The sequence below is a fragment of the Phenylobacterium sp. genome (genome assembly GCF_041913825.1).
Lineage (GTDB): Bacteria > Pseudomonadota > Alphaproteobacteria > Caulobacterales > Caulobacteraceae > Phenylobacterium.
In genome coordinates, this window is the sequence record NZ_JAYSEO010000004.1 from 68,330 (window position 1) to 86,166 (window position 17,837).

At 71.8% G+C, this 17,837-nt stretch carries 20 protein-coding genes; 10 read left to right on the forward strand and 10 right to left on the reverse strand.

Features of this window, described 5'->3' with window-relative positions; genetic code table 11:
* Positions 1–58: 58 nt before the first annotated feature.
* Positions 59–184 carry a hypothetical protein gene (locus ACE3Q8_RS03950; protein ID WP_374468937.1) on the forward strand — a complete coding sequence of 42 codons (126 nt, stop codon included), beginning with the start codon at positions 59–61 and terminating at the stop codon, positions 182–184.
* Here ACE3Q8_RS03950 and ACE3Q8_RS03955 read toward each other — a convergent pair.
* Complete coding sequence (locus tag ACE3Q8_RS03955; RefSeq protein ID WP_374468938.1) at positions 181–1,008, reverse strand: cyanophycinase; 828 nt, start codon at positions 1,006–1,008, stop codon at positions 181–183. The genes ACE3Q8_RS03950 and ACE3Q8_RS03955 overlap by 4 nt on opposite strands.
* Complete coding sequence (gene cphA / locus ACE3Q8_RS03960) at positions 1,001–3,832, reverse strand: cyanophycin synthetase (RefSeq protein WP_374468939.1); 2,832 nt, start codon at positions 3,830–3,832, stop codon at positions 1,001–1,003. The genes ACE3Q8_RS03955 and cphA overlap by 8 nt, the downstream gene beginning before the upstream one ends.
* A gap of 274 nt (positions 3,833–4,106) precedes the next feature.
* On the opposite strand from cphA, the gene ACE3Q8_RS03965 reads away from it, so the two are divergent.
* On the forward strand, positions 4,107–4,730 hold the full coding sequence (locus ACE3Q8_RS03965) for a DUF4142 domain-containing protein (RefSeq protein ID WP_374468940.1): 624 nt from the start codon (positions 4,107–4,109) through the stop codon (positions 4,728–4,730).
* Between the two features lie 158 nt (positions 4,731–4,888).
* Here ACE3Q8_RS03965 and ACE3Q8_RS03970 read toward each other — a convergent pair whose 3' ends face one another.
* The 4 genes from ACE3Q8_RS03970 to ACE3Q8_RS03985 form a co-directional block, all read right to left on the reverse strand.
* On the reverse strand, positions 4,889–5,275 hold the full coding sequence (locus ACE3Q8_RS03970) for a hypothetical protein (protein WP_374468941.1): 387 nt from the start codon (positions 5,273–5,275) through the stop codon (positions 4,889–4,891).
* A 60-nt stretch (positions 5,276–5,335) separates the two neighbouring features.
* Entirely contained in the window at positions 5,336–5,629 is a 294-nt protein-coding gene (locus tag ACE3Q8_RS03975) for a hypothetical protein (protein WP_374468942.1), read from the reverse strand.
* Between the two features lie 67 nt (positions 5,630–5,696).
* Positions 5,697–6,224, reverse strand: a complete 528-nt coding sequence (locus ACE3Q8_RS03980) for a DUF1697 domain-containing protein (RefSeq protein WP_374468943.1) — start codon at positions 6,222–6,224, stop codon at positions 5,697–5,699.
* Entirely contained in the window at positions 6,221–6,853 is a 633-nt protein-coding gene (locus ACE3Q8_RS03985; RefSeq protein WP_374468944.1) for a glutathione S-transferase family protein, read from the reverse strand. Before ACE3Q8_RS03985 ends, ACE3Q8_RS03980 begins: the two co-directional genes overlap by 4 nt.
* Before the next feature lie 241 nt (positions 6,854–7,094).
* On the opposite strand from ACE3Q8_RS03985, the gene ACE3Q8_RS03990 reads away from it, so the two are divergent.
* Both ACE3Q8_RS03990 and ACE3Q8_RS03995 read left to right on the forward strand, forming a co-directional pair.
* A complete protein-coding gene (locus ACE3Q8_RS03990; protein ID WP_374468945.1) occupies positions 7,095–8,540 on the forward strand; it encodes a spinster family MFS transporter in 1,446 nt (481 codons plus the stop codon).
* Between the two features lie 66 nt (positions 8,541–8,606).
* Entirely contained in the window at positions 8,607–9,641 is a 1,035-nt protein-coding gene (locus ACE3Q8_RS03995) for a hypothetical protein (RefSeq protein ID WP_374468946.1), read from the forward strand.
* Here ACE3Q8_RS03995 and ACE3Q8_RS04000 read toward each other — a convergent pair.
* Positions 9,638–10,540 (reverse strand): NAD(P)/FAD-dependent oxidoreductase, encoded by a 903-nt coding sequence (locus tag ACE3Q8_RS04000; protein ID WP_374468947.1) that lies wholly within the window; start codon positions 10,538–10,540, stop codon positions 9,638–9,640. The two genes, ACE3Q8_RS03995 and ACE3Q8_RS04000, sit on opposite strands and share 4 nt — an antisense overlap.
* Before the next feature lie 100 nt (positions 10,541–10,640).
* Here ACE3Q8_RS04000 and ACE3Q8_RS04005 point away from each other — a divergent pair, with 100 nt between their 5' ends.
* Positions 10,641–11,087, forward strand: coding sequence for an Rrf2 family transcriptional regulator (locus ACE3Q8_RS04005; RefSeq protein ID WP_374468948.1), 447 nt, complete (start codon positions 10,641–10,643; stop codon positions 11,085–11,087).
* On the opposite strand, the gene ACE3Q8_RS04010 is transcribed toward ACE3Q8_RS04005, so the two are convergent.
* Both ACE3Q8_RS04010 and ACE3Q8_RS04015 read right to left on the reverse strand, forming a co-directional pair.
* Positions 11,075–12,916 (reverse strand): FG-GAP-like repeat-containing protein, encoded by a 1,842-nt coding sequence (locus ACE3Q8_RS04010; RefSeq protein WP_374468949.1) that lies wholly within the window; start codon positions 12,914–12,916, stop codon positions 11,075–11,077. The two genes, ACE3Q8_RS04005 and ACE3Q8_RS04010, sit on opposite strands and share 13 nt — an antisense overlap.
* Positions 12,917–13,062: 146 nt before the next feature.
* Entirely contained in the window at positions 13,063–13,506 is a 444-nt protein-coding gene (locus ACE3Q8_RS04015; protein WP_374468950.1) for a winged helix-turn-helix transcriptional regulator, read from the reverse strand.
* 83 nt (positions 13,507–13,589) lie between these two features.
* Here ACE3Q8_RS04015 and ACE3Q8_RS04020 point away from each other — a divergent pair, with 83 nt between their 5' ends.
* Positions 13,590–14,324, forward strand: a complete 735-nt coding sequence (locus tag ACE3Q8_RS04020; protein WP_374468951.1) for an SDR family NAD(P)-dependent oxidoreductase — start codon at positions 13,590–13,592, stop codon at positions 14,322–14,324.
* 79 nt (positions 14,325–14,403) lie between these two features.
* Entirely contained in the window at positions 14,404–14,871 is a 468-nt protein-coding gene (locus ACE3Q8_RS04025; RefSeq protein ID WP_374468952.1) for a hypothetical protein, read from the forward strand.
* On the opposite strand, the gene ACE3Q8_RS04030 is transcribed toward ACE3Q8_RS04025, so the two are convergent.
* Entirely contained in the window at positions 14,868–16,190 is a 1,323-nt protein-coding gene (locus ACE3Q8_RS04030; RefSeq protein WP_374468953.1) for an MFS transporter, read from the reverse strand. The two genes, ACE3Q8_RS04025 and ACE3Q8_RS04030, sit on opposite strands and share 4 nt — an antisense overlap.
* Before the next feature lie 146 nt (positions 16,191–16,336).
* Between ACE3Q8_RS04030 and ACE3Q8_RS04035 the strand changes: the two genes are divergently transcribed.
* The 3 genes from ACE3Q8_RS04035 (at position 16,337) to ACE3Q8_RS04045 (ending at position 17,749) form a co-directional block, all read left to right on the forward strand.
* Positions 16,337–16,519: a DUF3606 domain-containing protein gene (locus ACE3Q8_RS04035; protein ID WP_374468954.1), complete on the forward strand. Its 183-nt coding sequence runs from the start codon at positions 16,337–16,339 to the stop codon at positions 16,517–16,519.
* 47 nt (positions 16,520–16,566) lie between these two features.
* Positions 16,567–17,052, forward strand: coding sequence for a GNAT family N-acetyltransferase (locus tag ACE3Q8_RS04040; protein WP_374468955.1), 486 nt, complete (start codon positions 16,567–16,569; stop codon positions 17,050–17,052).
* Between the two features lie 82 nt (positions 17,053–17,134).
* Positions 17,135–17,749, forward strand: a complete 615-nt coding sequence (locus tag ACE3Q8_RS04045; RefSeq protein WP_374468956.1) for a pyridoxamine 5'-phosphate oxidase family protein — start codon at positions 17,135–17,137, stop codon at positions 17,747–17,749.
* Positions 17,750–17,837: the final 88 nt, after the last annotated feature.

Here is a 17,837-nt window from a genome sequence, read left to right on the forward strand (position 1 = left end):
TCCCCCACTCCCCCAAGTGCGCGTGGCCGGGCGGCGAGGACTTCCTTCGAGTGACGCCATGACCGACACCCCGTTCCGCGACTCCCCCCGGCCAGCCGTCCGCTACGAGATCCGCTGGAGCCGGGTCCTCGAGCTCGCTGCGGTCTCCGCCTCGCTGTTCGCCCTGGTCCGGCTGCTTTTCTAGCTCTTCGGCGGCCGCCAGCCCCAGTCCTCGTGCGGCATGCCGCCCTTGGGCCGGCGGCTCTTCAGGTCGAACTCGTCACCCTCGGTCAGCACGTGCAGGCGCACGTCGTGCATCGACAGCGCATAGTCGGCCTCGGCCTCCGCCACGTTGGAGTGACCCACCTCGGCGCCGTCGACGATGTAGACGGCCGCCCGGCCCAGCACCGTCAGCCGGCCCTTCTCGATGACGGCCGCGGTGTCCTCGTCGATGCCCACCCCCAGCACCCGCGGATTGTGCGCCACCGCGCCGAGCAGCCGGCCGATGCGACCGCGCTCGGCGAAATGCTGGTCGATGATCATGTCGCGCACCAGCCCCATGCCCGGCGCCATGTGCAGGTCGCCGATCCGGTAGGATTCGGCGCTGGGTCCGCGAACCAGCATGGTCTCGCTCATCATCGAGGCGCCTGCGGACGTCCCGGCGACCACGCCCCCGCGATCCAGGATCTCCCGGACGCGGGCCTCGATGGGCGTGTCGCCGATCTGGCTAGAGATGCGAAGCTGGTCCCCGCCCGTGAAGAACACGCCCGCGGCGCCGTCGAACAGCGCGAGCTTCTCCGGGTCGCCCGTCTCGCGCCGCTCGTTGACGTAGAGCTCGCGCAGCTCGATGCCTCGGTCGCGGAAGGCCTCCTCGTACATCTCGAAGTAGCCTTCGGGCTGGTGGCTGGCGACCGTGGCCAGCACCAGCACTCCGCCCTGCAGGCGCTCGGCCACGTACTTGAGGATGAGGCGGTCGCCCTCCTTGTCCTCGTGACCGCCGATGGCGATCAGCACACCATTCTCAGGCATGCGGCCCCGCGAAGCTGCGTTCGCCCGGGTAGTAGCGCCACGACGCGCGATCCTCGTCCTGCGCCTGGCCATGGTCGCCTGTCTCGAAGGAAGCGGCCGCGCGCCGCGGCGGACGGAAGTTCAGCACGTGGGTCCACATGTCCTCGACCTCGGTGGGGGTGAGCACCACGAGGTCGCCTGGCCGGGCCATGGACATGCAGTGCTCCGCCGCCTTGAACTCGTCGGGAACGCGATGGATGCGTGCGTCCGACGCCCCGGCGCGTCGCGCGCCCTCGACCAGCAACTGGATGATCTCGCCCTCGGCGCGCCCACGCCGGCTTGGGTCCTCCCGGAACACCAGCTCGTCGAAGGTCATGGCCGCCACCTCGCCCATCTCGCGAATGTCCTCGTCCCGCCGGTCGCCCGGCACGGTGACCATGCCGATCTGCCGCCCGTAGTTCGGCCGCAGCTTCACCAGGAGGTCGCGGAGCGCGATCAGGCTGGCCGGGTTGTGAGCGTAGTCGACGATCACCCGGAAGCCGTGGCCGTCGAAGATGTTCAGCCGACCGGGGTTCTGCTCGAAGGCGGTGCCGAAGGTGGCGAGCGCCAGGCGGACCGTGTCCATCTTCATCCCGTGGCCCAGCGCCATGGCCGCGGCGCACAGCGCGTTGGCGACGTTGAACTCGGCGAGCCCGCCGAGCGTCGCCGGGATCTCCGCCGCGCGCATCAGCAGCCGACGGCGGCCGTCCTGGTGGACGACCAGCTCGCCGCCAGCGCCATCGGCTTCGCGCACCACCGCCAGGCCGCCGTCCTCGATGTGACGCCGCAGGAACGGCGGCATCTCGCGCCCGCCGCGCAGCGAGAAGAAGCCCACCTGGCCGCCGGCGCGGCGGCGCATCCGGGCGGTCAGCACGTCGTCCGCGTTGAGGATGGAGACGCCGTGGTCGGCCACGTTCTCCACCACCACCGACTTCACCCAGGCGAGGTCCTGCAGGGTGTCGACGCCCTTCAGGCCCAGGTGGTCCGGCTGGACGTTGGTCACGCAGCCCACGTCGCATCGGTCGAAGGCCAGCCCCTCGCGCAGCAGCCCGCCCCGCGCGACTTCGAACACGGCGGCGTCGACCATCGGGTCGTGCAGCACCATGCGTGCGCTCTTCGGCCCGGAGGCGTCGGCCTTCAGCACCTGCTCGGAATTCACATAGACGCCCGAGGTGTTGGTGAGCCCGACCGTCAGCCCCGACTGGCGCAGGATGTGCGCCAGCATCCGCGAGGTGGTGGACTTCCCGTTGGTGCCGGTGACCGCGAAGGTTGGGATGCGGCCGGTCTCGCCGGGCGGGAACAGCATCCGCACCACGGCCGGGGCCACGGGCCGCGGACGGCCGACGGTCGGCTGCAGGTGCATGCGGAAGCCCGGCGCGGCGTTGACCTCGACAATGCCGCCGCCGGTCTGACGGACGGACTTCGAGATGTCCTCGCAGATGAAGTCGATCCCGCAGATGTCGAGGCCGAGCGTCATGGCCGCGCGCACGGCGATGCAGGCGTTGTCCGGATGAATCTCGTCGGTGCGGTCCACCGCGGTGCCGCCGGTGGAGAGGTTCGCGGTGTAGCGCAGGTGGACCGCCTCGCCCGCCTTCGGCGTGCTGTCGACCGTCAGGCCACGGGAGGCCAGCAGGGCGTCCACCTGCTCGTCCAGCTTGATGCGGGTGAGGAACTGCTCGTGGCCTTCCCCCCGGCGCGGATCCTTGTTCACCTCGGCCACCAGCTCGCGGATCGTGTGCTCGCCATCCCCGATGACGTGGGCCGGCACGCGCTCGGCCACCGCCACCAGCTCGCCGCCCACCACCAGCAGGCGGTGGTCGTTGCCGCGGAAGAACTGTTCCACCACGATCCGCCGGCTGTGCTCGACGGCGACCTCGAAGGCGCGGCGGATCTCGGCCTCCTCGGTGAGGTTGGTGGTGACGCCCCGGCCGTGGTTGCCGTCGAGCGGCTTGACCACCACGGGCCCGCCCAACCGCCGCGCCTCGCGCACCGCCTCGTCGGCGGTGCGCACCACCACCCCACGCGGCACGGGCACGCCGCTGCGCGCCAGCAGGGTCTTGGTCAGGTCCTTGTCGGACGCGGTGTCGACGCCGATGAAGCTGGTCCTGCCGGTGATGCTGGCGCGCAGGCGCTGCTGCTTCCGGCCCCAGCCGAGCTGCACCAGGCTCTTCTCGTCCAGCCGCATGACCGGGATGCCCCGGCGGCGGGCCTCCGCCACGATCGAGCCGGTGGTGGGCCCAAGGCCCGTCCGGCGCTCCAGGCGCTTCAACTGCTCCACCGCGCGCGCCACATCGACGGGCGACGGGCCGCGATCGCCGTGCAGCGCGTCGAGCCCGCGCACCCCGGCCAGCTCATCCGGCAACAGCGAGTCCACCAGCTCCAGCGCCAGGCGGCCGGCCAGCAGCCCCGGCTCCTCCTCGAGGTACTCGTAGAGCACGTTGTAGACGCCCGGCCGGTTCTTCACCGATCGGGTCTTGCCCTTGGTGACGGGGATGCCGGCCAGCGACTGCAGCTCGATGGCCACGTGCTCGGCGACGTGGCCGAGCCAGGTGCCCTCCCGCAGCCGCTGCACGAAGCCGCCCGCGTGCCCCAGGCTGCAGGCATGGTTCTGGAGCGTGGGCAGCCGCGCCAGCAGCCCGTCGGCGAAGCCCTCGATCATGTTCGACGGGAACGCCTCCAGCGCGCCGAGGTCGAGCTGGAAGCGGATCATGGGGATGTCGCCGAAGAGATGCGGCCCGCGATAGACCGCGCGTTCAAGCACCCGCATGGCGCCTGCGGGCCGGGTGTCAGCGCCGGACGTGCTCAAGAAAACCCCCGAACTGTTCATCTACTTGCCAGAAGCCGTCGGCTGTCGGGGCGTTCCTGTTGATATCAAAGGATATTCCTTGAACAGCCGGTCGGTCGCGGGAACCGCAGGGCCGGCTGGCGGTTGTCTCGCCTGGGCCGCGACGGCGCGCCCCACGGCTTTGGACGTGCAAGGCTCCCGCGGCCCCACACGCGGGAGCCTGTTTCCACGCCGGCCGGAACCAAGCTCCGCCGCTCGGGTTTCAGCACCAACGTCAAACGGGAGACGCCGACCAATGAAACGTGGAATCTACATGGCCGCCGCTGCGGTCGCCGCCCTGTCGCTGGCCGCCTGCCAGAAGAGCAACGAAGGCGCCGAGAACGCCGCGGCCGCCGCGGGCGGCCAGACCCCGGCGGTGAACGCCGCGCAGGACACCGTCGGCGCCGCCGTCGGCCAGGTCTCCGCCGCCACCGCCGGCGCGAACACCCTCCAGGGCTACGTCATGAACGCCGGCATGGGCGACATGTACGAGATCGAAGCCGCCAAGATCGCCCAGCAGAAGGGCAAGTCGGCGGACGTCAAGTCGCTGGCCAAGATGATCCAGACGGACCACACCGCGGCCATGAACGAGATGAAGCCGATGGTCACCGCCGCCGGCCAGACCCCGCCGGCCAACCTCGACCAGCGCCGCCAGGGCATGATCGACAATCTCAACGCCGCCCCGGCCGACCAGTTCGACAAGGTCTACCTGACCCAGCAGGTCGCGGCGCACGAAGAGGCGCTGACCCTGCACCGCGGCTACGCCGACAATGGCGACAACGCCGACCTGAAGGCCCACGCCGCCAAGGTGACGCCGAAGATCCAGGCCCACCTCGACCAGGCCAAGCAGCTCGCTCAGCAGATGGGCGCCGCCAACTAGGCCTCCTCCCGTTCAGGGATCGACGGCCGCCCCGCGAGGGGCGGCCGTTTTCTTTTGGCGCCGCACGAAGAAACCCCCGGCCAGCGAGGGCTGGCCAGGGGCGACCGATCCTTGATGGCGTTAGGTCGGCGGCCCGACCGGGCCGTCGCTGGCGGCGCCTATCGGCCGCCGCCGTTGCCGTAGCCGGCCTGGGACGGGCCAGTGGAGGGCTCGCCGCCCGAGCTCATGCCCTGGTTGTTGTCGGCCGCCGTCTGCTGGTCGCCGGCGGCCGTGCCGCCGGTCCCCGCCGAGCCCAGGTGCGCGTCGCCGCCGCCGCCTTCGCCCGCCGAGGACGCGCCGGTGGAGCCGGAGGAGCCCGAGGCCCCGCCGGTGTCGCCGCTCGCCAGCGGCCCCGTCTCCTGACCGTATCCCGTCTCGTCACGCTCGGCGCCGAAGCTGCGGTTCTCTCCGCCCGATCCGGGCAAGGAGCCGCCGTCGGTGAGGCTGCCCTCCACCGCGTCGCCGCTCGGCCGGTCCGTCTGGTCTTGGCCCCGTTGCTGATTCATCGCGTCCTCCTGGTCTGGTCCCGAGGCCAACCCGCCCCGGGACCGCCAGGTTCCGCGGCCCTACTGCTGCTTGAGCTGCGGGTTCTCGGTGGACGGCGCGCCGACCACCCCTGGCGAGGCGCCGGCGGTGCCCACGTTGGGCGTCGGCGAGACGGTGGGGGCCGAGCCGTCGGCCGGCACGCGGCCGGTGGCGCCGGCGTCGGGGGCGCTCAGGGCCATGTTGTCGCTCTTGGCGGCCTCGGTGTCGGGCATGGCCGCGGCCACCGACGAATCCTGCGGCGCGGTGCCGGTCGGGCGGTTGCAGGCGGCGAGCGAAAGCGCGGCGAGCGCCGCGGCGGCGAACATCATCCTCATGGAACGGTCTCTCCCTGGAGTTGGCTCGCCGGCGTCAACGCCCGAACCGGCCCCAAGGCTCCGCCTGTCAGGCGGTGAGGTCCCTCAGCTTGCCCACGGTGTTCCAGTTGCGGGCCGTGCCGCGCCCCGCCGCCGTGCCGCGGGCGTTGGCCAGCTTCGAGCGCCCCGCGCCGTCCGGATAGGCGATATAGAGGCAGCGCGGGCCGCGCGCGATGCGCTCCCCGAACACCGCCAGCCGCTCCAGGGCCGAGAGGTCCTGCGGCGGCTCGCCGTCCAGGAACACCGCCATCAGACGGCTGGGCTGGTCGCGGGCGAAGTCCGCGAACGGATTGCCGGCCATCACCTCCGCGAATTCGGCGTGCTCGCGCACGAAGACGTCGGTGGAGACGCCGAGCCGGTCCGCGAGCGCCGCCTTCAGCTCGGCCTCAACCTCGGCCGCCGGTCGATCCGTGCCGAACACCGCGTTGCCGCTCGCGAGCAGGGTCTGGGGCTCGGCGTAGCCCAGCGCGTCCAGCAGTCGGCGCAGGTCCGCCATGGACAGCTTGCCCGTGCCGCCGACGTTCACCGCCCGCAGCAGCGCCGCAACCCGCCTCACGCGCGGGAATCCCGCTCCCAGTCCAGGAACTCCGGCTGGGCGAGGAGGCGGGCGGCGTACTCCCCGCAGCGGCCGTCGTCTCCGAAGTCCGACAACCGCACGCCATAGGTGCGGAAGCGGGTCGCCACGGGAGTGTAGAAGGCGTCTACGATGCCCCACTCGGGTCCGCCCAGGAACGGGCCGCCGAACCGGCCCAGCAGGTCGCTCCACAGGGCGACGATCCGGCGGATGTCCTTGTGGGTGGCCTCGGAGAGCTCCACGTCGCGGGGCTCGGCGCTGAGGTCCATGGGGCACTCCCCGCGCAGGGACGAGAAGCCGGCGTGCATCTCGCAGGCGGCCGAGCGGGCGAGCGCCCGAGCGGCCGGATCGGCCGGCCACAGCCCCTTGCCCGGGAAGCGCTCGGCCAGGAACTCGCAGATCGCCAGGCTGTCGACGATGACCAGGCCGTCGACCTTCAGGGCCGGCACCAGGCCGCTGGGGGAGTGCGGCCTGATCTCGGCTTCGGTCTGGTTGTCCGCCTGCCGCAGGGCGATCAGCGTCTCGGTGAACGGCGCCCCGGCGCGCCTGGCGACCAGCCATGGCCGCAGCGACCACGTGGACCACTTCTTCGTCCCGATCACCAGTTCCATGGCCGCGCTCCCGTACCCGTGTTCCGAAGGCCCCTATTGCCGAACCCGGCGGGCTCCCGTCTAGTGGTCCGCAAGAACGACAAGACCAGGGTAGGAACTTGCAGGATGCCGGACGAGGACTCTGGCCCCCGACGAAGCCGCGCGCGCCGTGCATTTCCGGGCGTCCGCGACCCGCGCCATCCCCGCGCCTGTCCCCTTGCCGCTTGAAGCCATTTTCAGACCAGCCGGAGCCCATTAGGCCATGACCAGCACCGCCACGCCGGATGTCGAGCCGCACGCCGCCCCCGCAGCCGCCACGACCGTCCCGTTCAGCCGCGGCTACACCCGCTACGCCATGTGGCTGCTCCTGGGCATCTATGTGATCAACTTCCTCGACCGGCAGGTGATCAACATCCTGGCCGAGCCGATCAAGGAGGACCTGAAGCTCGCCGACTGGCAGCTCGGCCTGATGAGCGGCCTGGCGTTCGCGGTCTTCTACACCTTCCTTGGCATCCCCCTGGCGCGGCTCGCCGAGCGCAAGAACCGGGCGATCATCATCGGCTCGTCCGTGGCGGTGTGGAGCGGCTTCACGGCGCTCTGCGCCACGGCCGGCAACTTCACCCAGCTCGTGCTCTACCGGATCGGCGTGGGCGTGGGCGAGGCCGGCTGCACGCCGCCGGCTCACTCGCTGATCGTCGACTACGTGCCGAAGGAGAAGCGCGCCTCGGCGCTGGCCTTCTATTCCATGGGCACGCCCATCGGCTCCCTGCTCGGGCTGATCATGGGCGGGATGATCGCCGACGCCTACGGCTGGCGGACCGCCTTCCTGATCGCCGGCGTCCCCGGGCTGATCTTCGCGGCGCTGGCCATCTTCACCCTGAAGGAACCCCGGCGGCTGATGGCCCAGCACGCGGCCCAGGTGACCGCCAACATGGCCTCGTTCGGCGACACGGTCCGCTACCTCGCCAAGCGCAACACCTTCTGGTTCATCGCCTTCGCCGCCGCCATCAAGGCCTTCATCGGCTACGGCCACGCGCCATTCACCGCCTCCTTCTTCCTCCGCAACCACAGCGCCGAGATCGCCCAGCTCGCCGACTTCTGGGGGAATGTCCTGGGCATCGAGCTCGGACCCATCGGCTTCATCGGCCTGGCGCTCGGCGTCATCAGCGGCGCGGCCGGCACGCTCGGCGCCTGGCTGGGCGGCGTGATCGCCGACAAGTACGGCAAGACCGACCTGCGCGCCTACATGGTCACCCCGGCGATCGCGAGCCTGATCACCATCCCCGTCTACATCACCGCCGTGACCATCGATTCGGCGGCCATCGCCCTGCTGATCCTGGCGGTGAACGCCTTCCTGGGCACCCTGTGGTACGGCCCGGTCTACGGCACCGGCCAGTCGGTGGTGCCGCCGCACATGCGCGCCACAGCCGCCGCCCTCCTGCTGTTCATCATCAACCTGATCGGCCTGGGCCTCGGCCCGCTGGCGGTCGGCGTTCTGTCCGACCTGATGGCCAACAGCTTCCTCGGGCCGGACGGCCTGAGCGTCGGCGCCTGCAAGACCGCCGTGGGGGCCGCCAAGGCCACCTGCGCGGCCGGCGTGGCGGAAGGCGTCCGCTGGGCGCTGATCATCTCCGCCGGGTTCGGTCTGGCCGCCTTCGCCTGCTTCTGGCTCGCCCGCCGGACCATTCGCGAAGACACGGTGAGCTGAGGCGTTTCCGCCGCCGCGACCCACCGTCCCGGTGCGGCGCGGCGGCGGCGCCGCTAGAAGGCGCCGATGTTGCGCGTACCCGATGCCGAGCTTCCCCAGCTCCACCCGGACCGCGCCCGGCTCGCGGCGATCACGGCGCGGCTGGGCGTGCCGGCCGGCGCGCTGCGGCTGCTGGGCTCGATGTCCGACTACGTCGCCTACGGCCAGGCGACGCGGCCGCAGGTGCGCGATGCGAAGCGGCAGCAGGCGCTGACCGATCGCTTCCTGGCGCCGGTGCTCGGAGGGCTCGAGGCCCTGTTCCTGCACGTACGCGCCGAGCTCGACCCGGCCCTGCGCGCCGCCCAGCCCTTCCGCGGGGAGGCGGCCTACCCGCTCGGCCAGTGCCTGGAGATCACCGTGGCGGTGCAGCGCCGCCTGGCCGGACTCGATCCCGCCGCTCTTCCCGCTGCGGCCGCCACGGCTCTGGCCGCGCTGCGCGCCTTCACGATGGCGGGCGGCGAGGTGCGCCGCGCCTGGGGCGACCTGCGCGGCCGCTACTTCCAGAACGCCCTGCTCGTCGGAGTCCTCTACGTGGACGTGGCCAACGATACCGTGGTGGTCACCAAGCCCAAGGTCGAGATCCTGCCGCTCGCGGCGGCGGACTTCCGGCCCATCGCCGACTACGGCCACTACGCCCGCATCGCCGGCGCCTACTGGCGCCGCCGCAGCCTGCCCAACCACGTCGTGCCGGGGCTCGCCCCCTACCTGCCGCTGATCGAGGTCGCCGCCAACGGCGGCCTGCGACTCGGCCCGGTCGATCCCTACATGCTCAGCCTGACCGTGGGCGGCGGCTTCGCGCCCAGCGCCCGGGCTCTCGAGGCGGCGCCTCTGCCGGACGAGGTCTTCTCGGGCCTCCGCGCCATGCTCCGGGACGGCCCCTTCGACGTGGCCGCCGATCCGGCGACAGGCCGGCTGGCCGCGCTCGCCGCCTGCGGCCAGGCCGACCCCGACTGCGGCGATGCCTTCAACCGCGCCCTGGCCCTGGTCGGCGAGGCCAACCGCCGGCTCGCCCGCGGCCGCCTCGTGGAGCGGCAGGTCGGCGCACCCGCGGAAGTCGGCTAGGCCGCCTCCGCCAGCACCAGCGAGCGGTGGGCCGCCACCCCGGCCATCACGCCCGCGGCCGAGGCCAGCGTCGCGTTGTGCATCGGCTGGGCGGCGTCGCCCGCCGCGAACACGCCGGGCACGCTGGTCTGCTTCATGGGATCGACGACGATGTGTGGGCCGGTCATGCCGTCCTCGAAGGCGCAGCCGAGCTGTTCGGCAAGCGGGCTCGCCATACGGGTCCGGGGCGCGGTGAACACCGCCTCGGCCGGGACGACGCGCCCATCAGCCAGGCGCAGGGCCTCGGTCCGGGGGCCCTCGCCCAGCAGCTCCACCACCGGCGTGCGCTCGATGGCCACGCCGCGGGCGGCGAGCTGCGCCGCCTCCTCGGGCGAGGGCTCGAACCAGCCCTGCGTGAAGTAGGTCGTGGGGCCCCAGTCCGGCAGCAGCAGGGCCTGGTGGGCGGCCATGGGGTGGTTGGCGATCGCCGCCAGCGGCCGATCGCGGACCTCGTAGCCGTGGCAGTAGGGGCAGTGCAGCACGCTGACGCCCCAGCGCGCCTGCATGGACGGCAGCGGCAGGTCGTCCGCGACCCCGGTGGCCAGCACCACGCGTCGGCTCTCCGCCTCCCCGCCTTCGGCCAGCGTCACGCGGAACCCGTCGCCGGCGCGACGCGCCGACTGCGCCACGTCCTGGGCCAGGTCCACCGTCGGATAGGCGCCGACCTGCTTCAGGCCCAGCCGGCGAATGTGGGCCGGGGCCGAGCCGTCCTGGCCGAGGAAGCCGTGCGAGGCCTCCGCGAACCGGTTGCGCGGTTGCCCGGCGTCCACCAGCAGCACGCGGCGTTGGGCGCGCGCCAGCTGCATCGCCGCGGAAAGGCCGGCGAAGCTGCCGCCGACGACGATCACGTCGTAACGCATGGAATGCTCCTTCATGCAATCTCACGAGTTACATGATCGCGCCAAGCACTCTTTTACGCAACTTCTTTTGTTCCGTGACCTCCTGAGCTAGGGTCCGCGGATGCGCAGCGACAGCCGCCTCTCCCGGATGCTGCACGTGCTGATCCACATGGACCGGCACGACGGCCCCGTGACCTCCGAGCTCATCGCGCGGATGCTCAACACCAATCCGGTGGTCGTGCGACGGACCCTCGCGGGTCTGCGGGAGCGCGGCTACGTGGCGTCCGAGAAGGGACACGGCGGCGGTTGGGTCCTCACCCGTCCGCTGGACGAGATCACCCTGCGCGATGTCCACGAGGCGCTGGGCGAGCCCGCCGTCTTCGCCATCGGCATCGCCAACGACGATCCGGCCTGCCTGGTGGAGCAGGCGGTGAACGACGCGGTCTGCGAAACGCTGCGCGAGGCGGAGGAGCGCCTTCTGGCCCGCTTCGGCGAGATCACCATCGGCCAGCTCGCCCGCGACTTTGAGCGCCGCTTCGCCGCGGCGAAGTCGGCTCAGCCGGTATAGATCCAGCCGTCGGTCAGGCTGGACATCTGCACGCCGGCCAGCCGCATCTGAGCGCCGCCGCTCAGCGAGATCACCACGTCCGCCCCGGACTGCGCCACGGTGTAGGTGAAGCCGGGCTCCACCTTCACCCGGTCGCCCTCGGCCCGGTTGAAGTCGGTGACCAGGTCGGTCCCGGCCTCGCCGAAGATGTTGAAGATGTCGGCCCCGGTCCCGCCGGTGAGCGTGTCGTCGTGGCGGTCGCCGCTCATCCAGTCGTCGCCCGCGCCCCCCGTCAGCACGTCGTTCCCCTGGCCCCCGCGCACCCAGTCGGCGCCGGCCCCGCCCTCCTGGGTGTCGTCTCCGAGGTTGCCGTAGACCACGTCGTCGCCGTCCTCGCCGAACAGCCGGTCATTGTCCTTGCCGCCGACCACCCAGTCGGGCCCACGCCCGCCGGAGACCGTGTCGTCGCCCATGTTGCCGTGGACGTCGTCGAAGCCGTCGCCGCCGGCGATGCGGTCATTGCCTTCGTCGCCGCGCAGGTAGTCGTCACCGGCGCCGCCGACGATGACGTCGTCGCCCGCGCCCGCATTGACGGTGGTCGCCCGCGCGCCGGCCATGAAGCTCTCCGCCACAGCGGCGCCCGCCTGGTTGGTCGGCAGGGCGCCCGCGATGTCCACCCGGAACTGCTCCTGGCCGTCCCACTTGCCCCGCACGGCGACGAAGTCCGTGCGGCCGTCGCCGTTCACGTCCAGAGGTGTGATCTGGTCGAACTCGTTGCCCGGCAGCAGGCCGGGCATGGCGACGAAGTGGCCGGCGCCGTCATTGAGGTGCACCGGGGCGGTCGACCGGTCGGAGAGCACGATGTCGGTGAGGCCGTCCCCGTTCACGTCGGTCAGGTGGAAGCGCCGCACCCAGGTCCCGGAGAGCATCGCCGCGGGCAGGGTGGCCGCCGTGCCCTCGGTGAAGCCACCCTGCCCGTCGTTCAGCAGCACCTGAAACTGCCGCTGAATATCGCCGCCGGTGGGCACGGTATAGCCGACCAGCAGGTCCGGGCGGCCGTCACGGTTGACGTCCATCACCACCGCCTCGACGCCGTCGGCGTTGGCCGCGCCTCGCGGCAGATTCCGGCCGGACTCGGTGAACACGCCCTGGCCGTTGTTCAGCAGCAGCCGCGAGCCGCTGTTGAGGCTGGAGCCGAGGAACAGGTCGAGGTCTCCGTCGCCCTCGACGTCCACGAAGGCCTCCGTCCAGTGGTTCGCCCCGTTGAGCACCGTGGCCGGCAGTTGGGCGTCCGAGCGGGTGAAGCCGCCCTGGCCGTTGTTGATGAGGAAGAACGGCTTCGTATAGCCCGTCCCGCCGCCGCCGTTGCCAACGTAGATGTCGAGGTCACCGTCACGGTCGATGTCCGCCGCCTCCGCGGAGTGGGAGTAGTCGGCGATCGCGGGAAGCTGACCGGTGGCGTTCACCAGCCCGGTCGCTCCCGACGAGAGCACCAGGGCGTTCTGTGCGCCGGGGAACGGCTGGGCGTCATAGCCGTGGTCGGCGATGAACAGGTCCGCTCGGCCATCCCGGTTGAAGTCCCCCACCACGGCCTCGCGCGCATGCACGGTGCGCGGCGCGGCGGCGCCGAACAACGTGGCCGTCTGGTCGGTGAAGCCGCCCTGCCCGTCGCCCACCATGACGCGGACCGGCACGCTGCGGTCCTCCAGCGGGTAGAGAAAGTAGCTGACCACGAAGTCGACCTTGCCGTCGCCCGTGAAGTCGCCCACCGCGATCTCGTGGTGCGAGGCGTTCTCGAAGCCGGCGCGCAACGGCGCCCGGAACTCGGTGGAGCTGAAATAGGTCGGCATGGTCCCCCCGGACTGGCGCGCATCGTTCGGCGACCCATGTCTTAGGCGCTTCGCGATCGTCGGTCTACGGACGGGTCCGACGGCGAGCTCGCGGCCGGTCGGGCGAATGGCCGGAAACCCGCCGGCTCTGGAGGGCGACGCCCCCCTTAGCCCGAGGTTCCCGTCGAGCCCCGCCCGGCGTTCCACGCCGCCCGCTGAGCGAAGACCCGGCTGACCTCGGCCATGTTCTCCGTGCCCCAGGTGCAGAGCGGGACCAGGGCTTCGGCGAGGCTGACCCCGAGCGGAGTGAGGCTGTAGTCCACGCGCGGCGGGACTTCCTTGTAGTCGGTCCGCTTCACGAGTTCGTCCGCCTCCAGCTCCTTGAGCTGCTGGATCAGCATCTTGTCGCTGACGTCCCGAATGGCCCGGCGCAGCTCGCCGTAGCGCGTCGGGCCGCCCTGGGCGAGGAAGTAGAGGATCAGCGGCTTCCACTTCCCGGCGATGACCCGCAGCGTGGCGTCCAGGCCGCAGGTGAAGCCGGGCAGGTTGGCCGTGCAGCTCGCCACCAGCGGGGCCGGGCTCGAGGCGACGGGATCGGCAGGATCTGACATTCCTAGGTACTTACCAAAAGGTGCATACTTGTCGATAGGTGTGTGCGCCGCCAGCTGATGGCAACCTCAACCAGGAGCACATCATGAAACGGCTGGATGGAAAGACCGCGGTGATCACGGGCGGCGGAACGGGGATCGGTCTCGGCGCCGCCAAGCGGTTCGTCGACGAAGGCGCCTTCGTCTACATCTTCGGCCGGCGGCAGGAACCGCTGGACGCAGCGCTGGCCCAGCTCGGCCCCAACGCCCGGGCGGTGCGCGGCTCGGTGACCGACCTCGCAGACCTCGACCGGCTCTACGGGCAGGTGAAGGCGGAGCGCGGCGGTCTCGACATCCTGTTCGCCAATGCCGGCACCGGGTCGTTCGCCCCGCTCGGCGAGATCACGCCCGAGCAGTACGACCAGACCTTCGACATCAACGTGAAGGGCGTGCTGTTCACCGTGCAGAGGGGCCTGCCGCTGATGGGGCCCGGGGGCTCGATCATCCTCACCGGCTCCACCACCGGCGTGATGGGCACCCCGCAGTTCAGCGTCTACAGCGCCAGCAAGGCGGCGATCCGCAACCTCGCCCGCACCTGGGCGCTGGACCTGCAGGGCACGGGCATCCGGGTGAACGTCCTGTCCCCGGGACCGACCCTGACCGAGCTCGCCCTCGAGGTCGTGGGCGAGGAAGGACTCGCCGCGCTCGGCGCCACCACACCCATCGGCCGCATGGGGGATCCCAGCGAGACCGGCGCCGTGGCGGCCTTCCTGGCCTCTTCAGACAGCAGCTTCATGACCGGCGGCGAGGTCTTCGTCGACGGCGGCCTGGCGCAGGTCTGAGGCGCGCGAAGCGCCGCGGGGCGCCGGCGGTGGCGGGCGGTTCGCTGAACCGTCCGCCCCGTTGCGGTGTTCACGCGCCATGCGTACCCCCAGCCTGCTTTCCTCCGCCCTGATCGGCGCCGTGGCCAGCGCCCGCGCGATGACGCCGATGGCCGCGCTCGCCGCCGCACGTTTGGCCGGACGCCGGACGCCGGGGCGGCTGGTGCTGCTGGACCAGCCCCTGTTCCGGTTCGGCGCGCTGGCGATGGGCGCTGGCGAGCTGGCCGGCGACAAGCTGAAGTCGGCCCCGGACCGCACCGCCTTCCTCGGCCTGCTGGCGCGGGCGATGAGCGCCGGGGTCGCCGGGGCCGCCCTGGCCCCGCGCGGGCGCGAGAAGGCGGGCGCCGCGCTGGCGGTCGCCGCCGCCATCCCGCTCGCCTACCTCACCCTGGCCGGCCGCAAGCGCGCCATGGCCCGCTTCGGACAGACCCGCAGCGGCCTTGTGGAGGACGCCCTGGTGGCCGCCGCCGGGGCCGGCGTGGTCGCCCTCGCCGCCCGGCGCGGCTAGGCCCGCGCGGCCGCGCCCTCGCCGGCATAGGCCCGCGAGAGCTGCCGGAAGTAGCGCGAGTTCCAGGCGGCGATCGTCGCCACGACCCCCAACACCCCCGAGAGCGTGAACACGAGCGCGATCCCCCGCTCGGGTCCGCGGCCGAACCAGTCGCCGATGGCCTCGGCCCCGGCGCCCGTGGTCATCAGCGGGATGAACACGAACTGGGTGAGCGGCCCCATGAGGAAGGCGGTCAGCGGCGAGGCGGCCTGCTCCACCGACTGGGCGAAGCCGAACACCCGGCCCTGTCGCTCCAGGGGCACCACCTTCTGCAGTGTGGTGTGCTCGGCGGCCTCGGCATAGGGGCCGAGCAGCATCCAGACGAAGCAGCCGGCGGCGAGCATCGGGATCGAGGACTGCAGGGTGAAGACGCAGCAGACGCCCCAGCTCACCAGATTGACCAGCATCAGGGTGCGCAGCGGGTTCTTCCCGAGCCCCGTGCGGGCGATCACCACCCCGCTCAGGATGAAGGCGATGGAGATGAAGCCCCAGAGCAGGCCCCAGGCCTGCACCGGCATCAGCGACAGGCCGTAGGCGTCCATCAGGGCCATGAAGACGCCACCCAGGAAGTTGTTGAAGGCGGCGAACAGGATCAGGGCGAAGAGGCCGGGGACGGCGCCGACCACGCGGATGGTGCCGGCGATGTCCACCCGCTTCGGACCGGCCGGCGCATCCGCCTGGGCCGTCGCCGGTCGACCTTCGTCCACCCGCACGGGGGCGAGATGGGCGAAGGCCAGCGCCGTCAGTCCGAGCGCGAAGCCGAGCACCGCGCCCATTCCGCCCCAGGCCACCAGGAAACCGCTGATCACCGAGGTGGTGAGAAAGCCCACGCCGGTGACCATGCCGACGAGACCGTTCGCCCGGTCCCGGCGGTCCTCCGGGATCAGGATGGTGACGAGGGTGGGCAGCGCGATGGAGCGGATGTTGCCGGCGATCACCGCCAGCATGACCACGAAGATGAACAGCCAGAGCCACACGCCCGCGACCTCGGCCAGTGCGCCCGGCGGAGCCAGCAGGTAGACCGCCAGCGACACGGCATAGAGCGCGAACGACGCCACGCTCGAGCTCAGCATGACCAGCTTCTTGCGGTGGTGGTCCACCAGGCTGCCGAACCAGATGGCGAACCCCGCGGTGAAGACCAGGTAGACGCCCGCGATCATCCCGGTGGCGAACACCGAGCGGGTCTCCAGATAGACCCAGAAGGTCAGGGCGAACCACACCGTGAAGTTGGTGATGTTGGCGACGAGGTTGTTGGCCAGCAGGTGGTGGAACGCGGTCATCGGGCGCCGGCGCACGGCTCGGCCGCGCCGCTCCAGGTTGTGGGGCCGCCGAGCTTAGCAGAGCCCCCGGCCCCGTTGTCACGCGCGCAAGGGGTGGTCAGCGGGCCGCCGCCGGGCGAAGCTCCCCGCAAGCGGAGGAGAGCTGCATGGCCGGCCTAAAGGACAAGCGTGGTTTCATCGACAAGGAGCGGCTCGACCTCTCCGAGCGCCAGGCCGTCGAGTACTGGATGAAGCGCTGGGGCGTCACACGCGAGCAGCTCACCGCCGCCCACCGCAAGGTCGGCCGCCTCACCAAGGATATCGCCGCCGAGCTGGGCAAGAAGCGGTAAGGGGCCGCCGCGCGGCGCGGGCCTGGGCCCTCGACAGGTTCTCCATCATGCAGATCCGCCCGGAGCGTCCTGCAGACGCCGCCGTCATCCACGCCCTGACCGAGGCCGCGTTCGAGGGTCTGCCGTTCAGCGGGCAGACCGAGGCCCGGGTGATCGAGGCCCTGAGGGCGGCCGGCGCGCTGGCCATCTCGCTGGTGGCCGCGGACGGTGACGAAGTGCTGGGCCACGTGGCCTTCTCCCCCGTCAGCGCGGCCGGCTGGTTCGCGCTGGGCCCGGTCTCAGTGTGGCCGGCGCGCCAGCGCAGCGGCGTCGGCCAGGCCCTGATCCGCGAGGGGCTGCAGCGGCTCCGGGCGCAGGGCGCCGGCGGGTGCGTCCTGCTCGGGAACCCCGCCTACTACCGGCGCTTCGGCTTCGAGCCCGACCCCGACCTCTACGCCGGCCGCGCCCCGCCCGGCGCCTTCCAGCGCCTGACGCTCGCCGGCCCCCGCCCCGCGGCCAAGGTCAGCTTCCATCCGGCGTTCGAAGTGGCCTAGCCGCCCGTTGCCGCGCCCGCGCCTGCTCCCCACCTTCACCGTCAATGCGTGGCCGCCGCCGCGCCGAACCGGAGCGCCGCCCATGGCCCACGCCTTTTCCAGGCTGATGTTCACGCCACGAGTGAAGGCGGAGCAGGCGAGGCTGGGTTCGCGGGGGGCCTATGCGCGGTTCGAGGCGCCGGAGTTCGAGGCCCGGGATCGGCTCGGGCCGCAGGAGATCGCCTTCATCGCGGCGCGCGACAGCTTCTACATGGCGACGGTGACGGAGACCGGCTGGCCCTATGTCCAGCACCGCGGCGGGCCTGCGGGCTTCCTGACGCCGCTGGACGATCGGACCCTGGCCTTCGCCGACTTCCGCGGCAACCGCCAGTACGTCAGCCTGGGCGCCCTGAAGGGCGACGACCGGGTGTCGCTGATCCTCATGGACTACCCGAACCAGGCCCGGCTCAAGCTGCTCGGCCGGGTGCGGGTGGTGGAGGCCGAGGAAGATCCCGCGCTGATGGCCGCCCTGCAGGCGCCGGGCTATCGGGCCCACGTCGAGAGGGCCTTCGTGATCGCGCTGGAGGCGTTCGACTGGAACTGCCCGCAGCACATCACGCCGCGCTTCACCCTCGAGCAGGTGGAGGCGCTGACCGCACCGCTCCGCGCCCGGGTGGCCGAGCTGGAGGCCCGCCTGCCCGGCGGGCCGGAGGCCTGAACGGCCGTTCCCTTCCGCAAGGGCCCCTTCCCCTCGGCGCCGTTCTCCCCCTAACCTGCCGGCAACGACAACCCCGCCGCCCCGAAGC